Genomic DNA, 12,930 nt, shown 5'->3' with positions numbered 1-12,930 from the left:
CCTTCCCCCGCGCCGCTTGCCCCCACCCCTGCCCTCCCCCGGAGCGGGAGGGAGAAATACGATGGCGTGCTCATTCGGGTTGAATGCCCGCGGCCTCGATCAGCTTCTTCCACTTGGTCAGTTCGGACACTGTGAAGGCGCCCAGCGCTTCCGGCGTGCTGCCGAACGCATCGAAGCCCAGCTTGCTCACGCGCTCGCGAAACACCGGGCCGTTCGCCATCTCCGCGAGCGCCTTGTTGAGCTTCAGCACGATGTCCTTCGGCGTGCCCGCGGGCGCGAAGACGCCGTTCCACGAGGTGATGTCGAAGCCCTTGAGCTCGGGCGTGTCGGCCAGCGGCGGCAGCTCGGGAAAGAGCTGGGTGCGCTCCTGCGTGGTGACCGCGATCGCGCGCATCCTGCCGGCCTTGACCGTCGCGAGCCCCGCGGCGAGGTCGACCACCATCATCGACACCTGCCCGCCGATCAGGTCGGCGATGGCGGGCGGCGTGCTCTTGTAGGGCACGTGGAGCATCGGCACGCCGCTCATGCGCGACAGCGTGGCGCCGCTCACGATGCCCGTGCTGTTGCCGCTCGCATAGGTCAGCTTGCCGGGGTTCGCGCGGCCCCAGGCCAGCAGCTCGGCCACGCTCTTCACGGGCAGGTCGTTGTTGACCACCAGCATGAACGGCAGGTTGCCCATGCGGCTCACGGGCGCGAAGTCCTTCACCGGGTCGTAGGGCAGCGACTTCATGAGGCTCGGGTTGGCCGAGTGCGTGGTGTTGGTGGTCATGAACAGCGTGTAGCCGTCGGGCGGCGCCTTCGCCACGAACTCGGCCGCGATCACGCCGCTGGCGCCCGCCTTGTTGTCGACGATGACCGAGCCCTTGAGCGCCTCGCCGAGCATCTGCGCGGTGATGCGCGCCACCGCATCGGTGCCGCTGCCGGCCGCGAACGGCACGATGAGCTTGATCGGCTGCTTGGGGTAGCCCTCTTGCGCAAAGGCCCACGGCGCGGCGCCTGCCAGGCCCGCCGCGGCGCCGATGGAAATGAAACGGCGGCGGCTGGCCACCGCGACCGTCCGTTGGGATTCTGTCGCGTTCTTCTTCGTCGTCTGCATGGGGTTGTCTCCGGTTGGGGTTGTCAGGGCCGGATCACGCGCTCCGGCGATTCTTCGTAGGGCGGGCTGTAGATCACCAGCACGCGCACGGGCTCGTCGCTCACCACCGTGAAGGTGTGCATCGCATCGGCCGGAAAGAAGCAGCAGTCGCCCGGCTGCAGTTCCTGCCGCTGGCCGCCGACCTCGGCGACGGCGCGGCCTTCGAGCATGTAGCAGACCTGCTCGATGCCGGGATGCGCATGCGGCAGCGCGCCCTTGCCGTTCTGGATGTGGCCGACCAGCACCTCGAGCTGCTTCGCGCCCACGGTCTCAGGGCCGATCAGGCGCTTGTTGAGCGTGCCGACGTGGTTGGCGGGGTGGTAGCCGGCAATCTCTTGTTCTCGCACGAAGTAGCGGGGCGTGGGCTTGTCGGTCATCGGGGGCTTTCGGTCGGGTTCGGGGTCTGCGTCTGGGGTTCGAGCGACAGGCAGGCCGCGCGCAGCATCGCGGCGATCTCCTCGAGGCGCGGCTCGACGCGGTAGCGCGGGCCGGCGATCGAGATCGCATACGCCTCGCCGCCCAGGCGCAGTGGCCATGCGAGGCCGGCGAGGTCGGGGATGCTTTCGCCCAGGTTGCCGTACCAGCCGCGCGCAGCGCCGCGCACGAGCTCCTGCTCGATGGCCTCGGGCGTGGTCAGCGTGGCCTCGGTGAGCGGCGCGAGCGGGCTGGCCGCGAGCAGTGTGCGGCGCGCCTCGGGCGCCAGCGTGGACAGCAGCGCGCGCCCCATCGAATTGGCATAGGCAGGCCGGGTTTCGCCCGACTCGGCGGTGTAGCGGATGCGCTGCGGCGCGCTCAGCACCTCGAGGTAGATCACGGTGCCGGGCTCGCGGAACTTGCCGAGCAGCACGGTCTCGCGCGCACTGTCGCGCAGCTCCTCAAGCGTGGCGCGCACGCGGTCGAGCACGGGATCGTGCGCCGCGATCACCTGTGCCATCGCGAGCAGCCGGCCGGTCGGGTAATAGCCCTGGCGGCGGCCGGTCTCGTACATGTAGCCCTGCGCCTCGAGCGTGCGGATCAGGCCGAGGCAGCTCGACACCGGCATCTCGAGCAGACGCGCCATTTCCGAGAGCGCGAGCGGCTGCTTCTCGCGCGCGAAGAGCTCGACGATCTCGATCACGCGGAAGGCAGTCTTCACAGTCATGAAAATATTTTCACATACATGAAGAAAAATGCGCCCTGGGGATTCCCCTGCCTTCGGCGTCACCTGCGGCCCCGGCCTCGGCCGGGTGAAGGTCAGTACCCGCGCGTCGGGTCGACCACACCCGTGATGGACTGGCCTTGTTCCATCGCGCGGATCTTCCCGGCGATCTGGGTGATCGATTCCTCGCGCAGCGTGCGCGCCGAGCCGTGCGGCGTCACGGTGATCTTCGGATGGCGCCAGAACGCATGGTCGGCGGGCAGCGGCTCGACCTGGAACACGTCGAGCGTCGCGCCCGCGAGTTTGCCGCTGTCGAGCAGCGGGATCAGGTCGTCCTCGACCAGGTGGGCGCCGCGCGCGATGCTGATCAGGTAGCCCTCGGGCCGGAGCCGGCCGAGCGTGTCGCGGTTGAGGATGCCGCGCGTGGCATCGGTCAGCGGCAGCAGGTTGACCAGCACGCGCGTGGACGCGAGGAATTCGTCGAACTGCGCCTCGCCGCTGAACACCTTCACGCCGTCGATCGCCTTGGGCGAGCGGCTCCAGCCCAGCACCGGAAACTCGAAGTGCGCCACCGCCTTCGCCACGCGCTCGCCGAGCACGCCCAGGCCCATGATGCCGACCGGAAAGTCGCGCCGCAGCTTCGGCTTGCGGTAGCTCCAGCGGCCTTCGCGCGCATCGGCCTCGTAGACGTCGAACTCGCGAAAGTGGCGGATCAGCGTGTGGCAGACGTACTCGGCCATCTGCACCGACATCCCCGCGTCGTCGAGCCGCACGATGCGCGTGTGGGCGGGAACCTCGAGCTTGAGCAACGCATCGACGCCGGCGCCGATGTTGAACAGGCCGCGCAATTGCGGCTGCTCGTCGAGCAGTTGCTGCGGCGGGGCCCAGACCACGGCATGGTCGGCCTGCGGCGCGCCGGGCTTCCAGGCTTCGATCTGCGCGCCGGGCAGTTCGGCTCGCAGGCCTTCGATCCAGGGTTCGGGGCGGTTGTCGGTGAGGGAGACGATTATTTTCATGGAACGGATCTTAGTGAGGGCGCTGACGCGACGTGGGCGGTTGGCTATGCTCGGCGCAACATCCACCAGGAGACCCCATGATCAAAGTCAGCGTGATGTATCCCTACACCGAAGGCGCACGGTTCGACCATGCCTACTACCGCGACAAGCACATGCCTCTGTTGAAAGAGCGCATGGGCGATGCGTGCCTCTCGTACACCATCGACAAGGGTCTCGGCGGCGGCGCGCCGGGCTCGCCGCCGGCCTACGTCGGCATGTGCCACGTGTTCTGCGAGTCGGCCGAGGCGTTCCAGGCGGCGTTCGGCCCGCACGCCAAGGAAATCCGGGCCGACATCCAGAATTACACCGACATCACACCGGTGATGCAGGTCAGCGAAGTCGTGGTGGGCTGAGTCAGCTCGAGCGCGCGCGGCGGCTGCGGCGGCGCCACAGCACGCGCGCGAGCCACGCCACCGGCAGCACCACGATCACCAGCCATGGCAGCGCCGCCGCCACGAAGGTGATCAGCGCGCCGACGCTTTCGGCCAGCACCGCACCCGCGTTGCGCAGCGCCTCCCTCATCGGGCTGTAGCCATCATCGCCGCCCGCCACCAACACGCGCTTCGGCGTGAACTGGATCTGGATGTGCTGCTTGCTGGTCTGCTGCGCCAGCACCTTGCGCTGCGTGGCGGTGGCGTCGAGTTCGGCCTGCGTGTTCGACAGCGTGCGCTGGATCGCCAGCAGGTCTGCCATGGTGCGCTTGGTGACGGTATCGCCCAGCATCGCGCGCAGGCTGTCGCGAAACTCGGTGCGGTTCTTGATGCGGGCCTCGACGTCGATCACCTCGGCGGTCTTGTCCTCGCTGGTGGTGGTGTGCGAGACCACGCTCGCGACGCCCGCCAGCCCGCCGAGCAGCTTGTCGACCTCGGCCGGCGCAACACGCACTTCGAGCATGGCGCTGCCGGGCTGCCGCGGCGTTTCGCGCAGCAGCGAGGCCGAGAGCAGCTCGCACTGCAGCGTGCCGCAGAGATCGCGCATCTTTTCAAAGGCCGCCGCGAGCTGGTCGGGCGGCACCTCGACGACGAGCTCCTGCCGCACCGCGAGGAAGCGCTGCAGCGGCGCATCCTGCTGTACGTCCTGCCGCATGTTCGACGACGCGCTGGATTCCGCGGCGGGCTGCATGCGCTGTGCCTTCATCGCCATGCCGCCGGCCGGGGCCGAGGCCATGGCCGGCGGTGCGACCGGCTCGCTGCTGTGGTTGTTGGCGTCCCTGTCGCGGCCGCAGCCGGCCAGCGACAGCGCGGCGGCCAGTGCAAGCAGCAGGCCGCCCGCGCGCAGGCGGTCGGCAAGAAGGCGGGGGGAGCCCGAAGGCAGGCGAGAGGCGGTCATGGCGTTCCTTGAGTGATGACGACCTCGGCTGTTACGCGCCGGCGCCTGCAGCGGGGTTAATTTTTTTCTTCAGGCCGCCGCGGTCGCCATCCGCAGCAGTTCGTCGCCCTCGCCCACCTGCTCGCCCGGCGCGAACAGCAGCTCTTCAACCGTGCCGTCGGCCGGCGCGGCGATGGTGTGCTCCATCTTCATGGCTTCCATCACTGCCAGCGGCTGGCCGCGGCTGACCTTGTCGCCGGCCTTCACCGCGAACGACACGACCTTGCCCGGCATCGGCGCGGTGAGCCGGCCGCCTTCGGCCTGCGTGTCACCGGCATGCGCGAGGCGATCGACGGCAGTGATCTTCGTGGCGCCCTTCGCTGCGAAGACATGCGCCGTCGCGTCGTCGAGGTAGACGTTCACCGTCTGCCGGTTGCCCGCGAAGTCGAGTTCGAACTCGCCCGAAGGAAAACGCCCGACGGTCAGCGGGCCCGCGACACCGCCGACTTCGAGCCAGAGGCTGCCGTCGTGCCGGAACGTGAGCAAGGCGGTCTGCGCCTCGCCGCGGAACTCGACATCGAAGCGGCGCGTGTAGGCGCCCAGTGCACGCCAGCCGTCGCGGCGCGCAAACGGGTCGGACGCGCCGGCCGCGGCGCCCTCGGCCACCAGCGTGCGCGTGATCGCCGCGGCAGCCGCGAGCGGCAGGCCCAGCGGCTCGCGGTCGAACAGCACGGCGCGCTCGCGCTCGATCAGCGCCGTGTCGAGATTTGCCTTGGCGAACGATTCGGTCGCGAGCACGCCGCGCAGGAACTGCACGTTGGTCGCGACGCCGACGATGTGCACCTGCGCCAGCGCCGCATCGAGCCGCGCGAGCGCCTCGCCGCGCGTGGCGCCGTGCACGATCAGCTTGGCGATCATCGAGTCGTAGTAGGGCGAGATCTCGCCGCCCTCGCGCACGCCGTCGTCGATGCGCACGCGGCTGCGTTGGAACGCCGTGGCCTGTGGCTTGCGGTAGACGCGCAGCGTGCCGGTCGCGGGCAGGAAGTTGTTGTCGGGGTTCTCGGCGCAGATGCGGGCCTCGATCGCGTGGCCGTGGATCTGCAACTCGGCTTGCTGCGCCGGCAGCAGCTCGCCCGACGCCACGCGCAATTGCCATTCGACGAGGTCGAGCCCGGTGATCGCTTCGGTGACGGGATGTTCCACCTGCAAGCGGGTGTTCATCTCCATGAAGAAAAAATTCATCTCACCGCCGTCCCGCTGCTCCACGATGAACTCCACCGTGCCCGCGCCGACGTAGTTCACCGCGCGCGCCGCAGCCACGGCCGCCTCGCCCATCTGCTTGCGCATCGCCTCGGTCATGCCGGGCGCGGGCGCTTCCTCGAGCACCTTCTGGTGGCGCCGCTGCACCGAGCAGTCGCGCTCGAACAGGTAGACGTAGTTGCCGTGCGCATCGCCGAACACCTGGATCTCGATGTGGCGCGGGCGCTGCACGTATTTCTCGATCAGCACCGCATCGTCGCCGAAGCTGTTGATCGCCTCGCGCTTGCACGAGGCGAGCGCGGCCTCGAAGTCGGCCGCCTTGTCGACCGCGCGCATGCCCTTGCCGCCGCCGCCCGCGCTGGCCTTGATGAGCACCGGATAGCCGATGCGGTCGGCCTCGCGCTGCAGCAGCGCCGGGTCCTGGTCATGGCCGTGGTAGCCGGGCACCAGCGGCACGCCGGCCTTTTCCATCAGCTGCTTCGACTCGGCCTTGAGCCCCATCGCCTTGATGGCCGAGGGCGGCGGGCCGATGAAGACCAGTCCCGCGTCGGCGCAGGCCTGGGCGAACTCCTCGTTCTCGCTCAGGAAGCCGTAGCCCGGATGCACCGCTTCGGCGCCCGTGGCCTTGGCGGCTTCGAGGATCTTCTGCCAGCGCAGGTAGCTGTCCTTGGGCGCGCTGCCGCCGAGGTGCACCGACTCGTCGCAGGCGCGCACATGGTTCGCGTGCGCGTCGGCGTCGGAATACACGGCGACGGTGCGGATGGCCATGCGGCGCGCCGTGGCCGCCACCCGGCACGCGATCTCGCCACGGTTAGCGATGAGGATTTTCTTGAACATTGGACGAGTCTCCCGGAGGATTCTTTTTCAGTTGGAACGCCGGCACGACGCCCGGATCGGATCGGCCGCTGAAGATGCGGGCCACGCGGCTGAACAGCGCCCTGAGAAAGCGCCAGCTCTTTCGAATGAGCCACACGCTCGCGACCAGCACCAGCACGAACAGCACGAGGAACACGAACGGGTGCGCCACCGCCAGCCACAGCCCCGCGGGCACCATCGTGTCCTCGACCAGCGAGGCGCCCACGTTCGAGAACGGCTCGGGCGAGGTGTTGATCGCGGCGCGCGTGGTGGCCTTGGCCGCATGCGCCGTCGCAGCGAAGCCGCCGCCGAGCAGCGCCGCGACGATCGCCATCACGCCATGGTCGGCGCCGAACACGCTGGCCGCGAGCGCTGCGCCGGCCGGGATGCGGATCGCGGTGTGCACCATGTCCCAAAGCGAATCGAGCCCCGGGATCTTGTCGGCGAAGAACTCGATGAAGACCATGAAGCCGCTCGCCGCGATGACGACCGGATGCGCGAGCATTTGCAGCCCGCCCGGCAGCGGCACCCAGCCGAAATAGCCGACGAGGCCCGTCAGCAGCACCACGAGGTAGAGGCGCACGCCGCTGGCCCAGCCGATGGCGGCGGCCAGTGCGAGCAGCTGGGGCATGTCGAGCGCGGTCATGCGTGCGCGCTCAGCGGCCCAGCCACGAAGGCTTGCGTTTCTGCAGGAAGGCCTGCACGCCCTCGCGGCCTTCGTCGCTGGCGCGGATGTCGGCGATGCCCTCGACCGTCTTCGCGACCAGCGCGTCGTCGATCTGGCGGCCGTCCACGTCGGCGATCAGCTGCTTGCAGGCACGCACCGCAGCGGGGCTCGCGCCGGTGAGCGCCTTCAGCAGTTCGTCGACCTTGGCATCGAGCGCCTCGGCCGCGACCACCTCGTGCACGAAGCCGATGCGGTGCGCCTCGGCGGCGCTGAAGCGCTCGGCCGTGAGGAAGTAGCGCTGCGAAGCCCGCGTGCCCATCGCGCGCAGCACGTACGGGCTGATGGTCGCGGGCACGAGGCCGATCTTCACTTCGCTGAGGCAGTACCAGGCGCTGTCGACGCTCACGGCCATGTCGCACGCGGCCACCAGGCCCATGCCGCCGGCGTACACGTCGCCCTGTACCCGCGCGATGGTGGGCTTGGGGCATTCGGCGATGGTGCGCAGCATGGCGGCGAGCTTGCCAGCGTCGGCAATGTTCTCGTCGCGCGTGTAGTCGGCCATGCGGCGCATCCAGTGCAGGTTGGCGCCCGCGCAGAACGCCGGGCCGTTGGCGCCGAGCACGATGGCCCTGACCTGCGGCGCGGCGCCGGCTTCGGTGAAGGCCTGCGCGAGCTCGGCGATCACCGTGTCGTCGAAGGCATTGCGCGCGTCGGGCTGGTCGAGCCAGATGCGCGCGACCGGGCCGTCGCCGGATTCGAGCTTGAGCTTGGTGAAGGTGGTCATGTCACATCCGGAAGATGCCGAAGCGGGGTTCGGGAATGGGCGCATGGCGCGCAGCGGCAAGGCCGAGCGCGAGCACGCGGCGCGTGTCGGCCGGATCGATGATGCCGTCGTCCCAGAGCCGCGCGCTGGCGTAATAGGGATGGCCCTGGTCTTCGTACTGCTGGCGGATCGGCGCCTTGAAGGCTTCTTCCTCTTCCTTGCTCCAGCTGCCGCCCTTCAGTTCGATGCCGTCGCGCTTGACCGTGGCCAGCACGCTCGCGGCCTGCTCGCCGCCCATCACGCTGATGCGCGCGTTGGGCCACATCCAGAGGAAGCGCGGGCTGTAGGCCCGGCCGCACATGCCGTAGTTGCCGGCACCGAAGCTGCCGCCGATGATGATGGTGAACTTGGGCACGTTGGCGGTGGCCACGGCGGTCACCATCTTGGCGCCATGCCGTGCGATGCCTTCGTTCTCGTACTTGCGCCCGACCATGAAGCCCGTGATGTTCTGCAGGAACACCAGCGGGATCTTGCGGTGGCAGCACAACTCGATGAAGTGCGCACCCTTCTGCGCCGATTCGCTGAACAGGATGCCGTTGTTCGCGACGATGCCGACCGGCATGCCTTCGATCTCGGCAAAGCCGCAGACCAGCGTGGCGCCGAATCGGGCCTTGAACTCGTGGAACTCGCTGCCGTCGACGATGCGCGCAATGATCTCGCGCACGTCGAAGGGCTTGCGCGTGTCGGTGGGGATCACGCCGTAGAGTTCCTCGCGCGGGAACAGGGGTGCGCGCACCTCGTCGGCCGCCGGGGCGGCGCGTTGTTCTTCGCCCCGCTGCGCATTGAGGTTCGCCACCGCCGAGCGCGCCAGCGCGAGCGCATGCAGGTCGTTCTGCGCCAGGTGGTCGACCACGCCCGACAGGCGGGTGTGCACGTCGCCGCCGCCGAGGTCTTCGGCCGTCACGACCTCGCCCGTGGCCGCCTTCACGAGCGGCGGGCCGCCGAGAAAGATGGTGCCCTGGTTCTTGACGATGATCGACTCGTCGCTCATGGCCGGCACATAGGCGCCGCCGGCCGTGCACGAGCCCATGACGACCGCGATCTGCGGGATGCCCTGGGCGCTCATGTTGGCCTGGTTGTAGAAGATGCGGCCGAAGTGGTCGCGGTCGGGAAACACCTCGTCCTGGTTCGGCAGGTTGGCGCCGCCCGAGTCGACGAGGTAGATGCACGGCAGGCGGTTCTGCTCGGCGATCTCCTGTGCGCGCAGGTGCTTCTTGACCGTCATCGGGTAGTAGGTGCCGCCCTTCACGGTGGCGTCGTTGCACACCACCATGCAGTCGACGCCGTTGACGCGGCCGATGCCCGCGATCAGCCCGGCGCCGGGCGCGTCGCCCTTGTACATGCCGTGCGCGGCGAGCGGCGAGATCTCGAGGAACGGCGTGCCCGGGTCGAGCAGCTCGGCCACGCGGTCGCGCGGCAGCAGCTTGCCGCGTGCGGTGTGCTTGGCGCGCGCGGCCTCGCCGCCGCCCTGCTCCACCTTGGCGAACTGCGCGCGAAGGTCGTCGACCAGCGCGCGCATGGCGGCGGCATTGGCCTGGAAGTCGGCCGAACGCGCATTCAGTTTGGTTTCGATCTTGCTCATTGGGCCCCTTTGTTCGGCACTGTCGTGTCCTCACTTCCCCCCAAGGGGGAGCGAGCTTGCTTGAAGCGGTTCTGCGCGGCGCTCATGCTGTCTTTTCTTGTTCGAGGCCGAGCTGTTCGGCCATCGCTTCGCGGATCTTGAATTTCTGGATCTTGCCGGTCACGGTCATCGGGAAAGCTTCGACGAAGCGGATGTACTTCGGCACCTTGTAATGCGCGATCTGGCCTTTGCAGAAATCGCGCACCTCGGCCTCTTCGAGCATCTGGCCGGGCTTGGGAATGATCCACGCGCAGAGCTCCTCGCCGTACTTGCGGTCGGGCAGGCCGACCACCTGCACGTCCTGCACCTTCGGATGCCGGTAGAGAAACTCTTCGATCTCGCGCGGATAGATGTTCTCGCCGCCGCGGATCACCATGTCCTTGATGCGCCCGACGATGTTGACGTAGCCCTCGGCGTCCATGGTGGCGAGGTCGCCGGTGTGCATCCAGCGCTCGGCATCGATGGCCTCGCGCGTCTTGGGCTCGTCGTCCCAGTAGCCATGCATCACGAGGTAGCCGCGCGTGCACAGCTCGCCCGACTGCCCGGGCGCGACGATGGCGCCGGTCTCGGGATCGACGATCTTCACCTCGACGTGCGGCTGCACCGTGCCGACCGTGGACACGCGCCGGTCGAGCGGCGTGTCGGTGCTGCTCTGGCAGCTCACGGGGCTGGTTTCGGTCATGCCGTAGGCGATGGTGATCTCGCCGAGGTGCATCTCGTTGACCACGCGCTTCATCACCTCGGTCGGGCACGGCGAGCCGGCCATGATGCCGGTGCGCAGCGTGGACAGGTCGAAGTCCTTGAAACGCGGATGGTCGAGTTCGGCGATGAACATCGTGGGCACGCCGTGCAGCCCGGTGCACTTCTCGGCCTCCACGGTCTCGAGCACGGTGAGCGGATCGAAGCCGTCGTTCGGGTACACGATGGCCGCGCCATGCGTGAGGCAGGCCAGGTTGCCGAGCACCATGCCGAAGCAGTGGTACAGCGGCACCGGAATGCACAACCGGTCGGCCGGCGTGAGCTTCATGCATTCGCCGATGAAGAAGCCGTTGTTGAGGATGTTGCAGTGCGTCAGCGTCGCGCCCTTGGGAAAGCCCGTCGTGCCGCTGGTGAACTGGATGTTGATCGGGTCGGTCGCCTTCAGCGTCTTCTGGACCTGCTGCACCTTCGCATCGGCCGCATCGCCGCTCGCGAGCAGCGTGCTGAAGCGCTGCATGCCGGGCTCGTCGGGCGCTTCCTTGCCGTCGATCCAGAAGGTGTGCGCAAGCTGCGGCAGGCGTTCGGGTCCGAGTTCGCGCAGCATCGCCAGGTAGTCGCTGGTCTTGAAGCGGGCCATGGTCACCAGCGCCTTGCAGCCGACCTTGTTGAGTGCGTATTCGAGCTCGGCGGTGCGGTAGGCCGGGTTGATGTTGACGAGGACAAGGCCGACCTTGGCGGTGGCGATCTGCATCAGCACCCACGGCGCATTGTTGTGCGACCAGATGCCGACGCGGTCGCCGGGTGCCAGGCCGAGTTTCAGCAGCGCGCTCGCGAGGCGGTTGGCTTCGGCCTGCAGTTCGCGGTAGGTGAAGCGCAGGCCTTCATGGCGACTGACCAGGGCTTCGCGCTCGGGTTGCTTCTCGACCATGCCGTCGAAGAAATCGCCGAGGGTCTGTTCGATCAGCGGGACGTCGGTGGCGCCCTTGGCGTAGCTCTTGTCCAACGCAGAAGTCATGTCCATGTCCTTTGGGATGGGCGCCCCCGGAAGGGGAGGGAGAAAACCCGCTCAGGCGGTTTCCGAGAACAGCTCGCGCCCGATCAGCATGCGCCGGATCTCGCTCGTGCCCGCACCGATCTCGTACAGCTTGGCATCGCGCCAGAGCCGCTCGACCGGAAAGTCCTTCGTGTAGCCCACGCCGCCCAGCGCCTGGATCGCCTCGCCGGCCATCCAGGTCGCCTTCTCGGCCGAATAGAGGATCGCGCCGGCCGCGTCCTTGCGGAAGGTGCGGGCGTGGTCATTGCGGTCGCAGGCCTTGCCCACCGCGTAGACGTAGGCGCGCGTGGCCTGCCAGGTCGAGTACATGTCGGCCAGCTTGCCCTGCATGAGCTGGAACTCGCCGATGCTCTGGCCGAACTGCTTGCGCTCGTGCACGAAGGGCAGCACCGCGTCCATGCAGGCGGCCATGATCCCGAGCGGGCCGCCCGAGAGCACCGCGCGCTCGTAGTCGAGGCCGCTCATCAGCACCTTGGCGCCCTGGCCTTCGCCGCCGAGCACGTTCTCCTCGGGCACTTCGCAGTTGTCGAAGAACAGCGGATAGGTGTTGGAGCCGCGCATGCCGAGCTTGTCGAGCTTGGTGCCGGCCGAGAAGCCCTTGAAGCCCTTCTCGACGATGAAGGCCGTCATGCCGCGCGCGCCCATCTCGGGCTCGGTCTTGGCGTAGATCACCAAGGTGTCGGCGTCGCCGCCGTTGGTGATCCACATCTTGCCGCCGTTGAGCACGTAGTGGCCGTTCTTCTTCTCGGCCTTGAGCTTCATGCTGACCACGTCGGAGCCGGCGTTCGGCTCGCTCATGGCCAGTGCGCCCACATGCTCGCCGCTCACCAGCTTGGGCAGGTATTTCTTCTTTTGCGCGTCGCTGCCGTTGCGGTGGATCTGGTTCACGCACAGGTTGGAGTGCGCGCCGTACGAAAGCCCCACCGACGCCGAGGCGCGCGAGACCTCTTCCATCGCGACGATGTGCGCGAGGTAGCCGAGCTCGGTGCCGCCGAACTCTTCCTTCACCGTCATGCCGTGCAGGCCGAGGTCGCCGAGCTTCTTCCAGAGGTCGTGCGGGAACAGGTTGTCGCTGTCGATGTCGGCCGCGCGCGGCGCGATTTCATGGGCCGCGAAGTCCTGGATGGCGCTGCGCAGCGAGTCGATGGTCTCGCCCAGGTCGAAGTTCAGGCCGGGATCGTGCATGTGTCTTGTCTCCTCTGAGGGGTCGGCGCGCAGGCGGTCCCACGCGGATTGGCGCTTGGAACCACGCAGCTTACGCCTGGCCGCGCCGCAATTGGCGCCACAATGGTTGCAAAATGCGCCACGCCGCGCC

At 68.2% G+C, this 12,930-nt stretch carries 12 protein-coding genes; 1 reads left to right on the top strand and 11 read right to left on the bottom strand.

Going from position 1 to position 12,930, the window contains the following annotated elements; genetic code table 11:
* Positions 1–70: 70 nt before the first annotated feature.
* The 4 genes from AC3A6J_RS23210 to AC3A6J_RS23195 all read right to left on the bottom strand — a co-directional run bounded on the left by AC3A6J_RS23210 (position 71) and on the right by AC3A6J_RS23195 (position 3,289).
* Positions 71–1,096, bottom strand: a complete 1,026-nt coding sequence (locus tag AC3A6J_RS23210) for a Bug family tripartite tricarboxylate transporter substrate binding protein (protein ID WP_487862362.1) — start codon at positions 1,094–1,096, stop codon at positions 71–73.
* 23 nt (positions 1,097–1,119) lie between these two features.
* Positions 1,120–1,512, bottom strand: coding sequence for a cupin domain-containing protein (locus AC3A6J_RS23205; RefSeq protein ID WP_487862361.1), 393 nt, complete (start codon positions 1,510–1,512; stop codon positions 1,120–1,122).
* Positions 1,509–2,276, bottom strand: coding sequence for an IclR family transcriptional regulator (locus AC3A6J_RS23200; RefSeq protein ID WP_487862360.1), 768 nt, complete (start codon positions 2,274–2,276; stop codon positions 1,509–1,511). The genes AC3A6J_RS23205 and AC3A6J_RS23200 overlap by 4 nt, the downstream gene beginning before the upstream one ends.
* A 92-nt stretch (positions 2,277–2,368) precedes the next feature.
* Positions 2,369–3,289, bottom strand: coding sequence for a 2-hydroxyacid dehydrogenase (locus AC3A6J_RS23195; protein ID WP_487862359.1), 921 nt, complete (start codon positions 3,287–3,289; stop codon positions 2,369–2,371).
* A 77-nt stretch (positions 3,290–3,366) separates the two neighbouring features.
* Between AC3A6J_RS23195 and AC3A6J_RS23190 the strand changes: the two genes are divergently transcribed.
* Entirely contained in the window at positions 3,367–3,681 is a 315-nt protein-coding gene (locus AC3A6J_RS23190; protein ID WP_487862358.1) for an EthD family reductase, read from the top strand.
* 1 nt (position 3,682) lies between these two features.
* Here AC3A6J_RS23190 and AC3A6J_RS23185 read toward each other — a convergent pair whose 3' ends face one another.
* The 7 genes from AC3A6J_RS23185 to AC3A6J_RS23155 all read right to left on the bottom strand — a co-directional run bounded on the left by AC3A6J_RS23185 (position 3,683) and on the right by AC3A6J_RS23155 (position 12,800).
* Positions 3,683–4,657 (bottom strand): DUF4349 domain-containing protein, encoded by a 975-nt coding sequence (locus tag AC3A6J_RS23185; RefSeq protein ID WP_487862357.1) that lies wholly within the window; start codon positions 4,655–4,657, stop codon positions 3,683–3,685.
* Positions 4,658–4,726: 69 nt separating this feature from the next.
* On the bottom strand, positions 4,727–6,733 hold the full coding sequence (locus tag AC3A6J_RS23180) for an acetyl/propionyl/methylcrotonyl-CoA carboxylase subunit alpha (protein WP_487862356.1): 2,007 nt from the start codon (positions 6,731–6,733) through the stop codon (positions 4,727–4,729).
* The gene (locus tag AC3A6J_RS23175; RefSeq protein WP_487862355.1) at positions 6,708–7,397 is read right to left on the bottom strand and encodes a DUF4126 domain-containing protein; all 690 of its coding nucleotides are present in this window, start codon (positions 7,395–7,397) and stop codon (positions 6,708–6,710) included. The genes AC3A6J_RS23180 and AC3A6J_RS23175 overlap by 26 nt, the downstream gene beginning before the upstream one ends.
* Before the next feature lie 10 nt (positions 7,398–7,407).
* Complete coding sequence (locus tag AC3A6J_RS23170; RefSeq protein WP_487862354.1) at positions 7,408–8,202, bottom strand: enoyl-CoA hydratase/isomerase family protein; 795 nt, start codon at positions 8,200–8,202, stop codon at positions 7,408–7,410.
* Position 8,203: 1 nt separating this feature from the next.
* Positions 8,204–9,823, bottom strand: coding sequence for a carboxyl transferase domain-containing protein (locus AC3A6J_RS23165; protein ID WP_487862353.1), 1,620 nt, complete (start codon positions 9,821–9,823; stop codon positions 8,204–8,206).
* Between the two features lie 82 nt (positions 9,824–9,905).
* A complete protein-coding gene (locus AC3A6J_RS23160) occupies positions 9,906–11,582 on the bottom strand; it encodes an AMP-binding protein (RefSeq protein WP_487862352.1) in 1,677 nt (558 codons plus the stop codon).
* Positions 11,583–11,627: 45 nt separating this feature from the next.
* Entirely contained in the window at positions 11,628–12,800 is a 1,173-nt protein-coding gene (locus tag AC3A6J_RS23155) for an isovaleryl-CoA dehydrogenase (RefSeq protein WP_487862351.1), read from the bottom strand.
* Between the last annotated feature and the right edge of the window lie 130 nt (positions 12,801–12,930).

The sequence above is a fragment of the Variovorax sp. Soil_C_39 genome (assembly GCF_057656815.1).
Note: the sequence above shows the minus strand (reverse complement) of the source record. Positions and strands in the feature narration are given on the sequence as shown.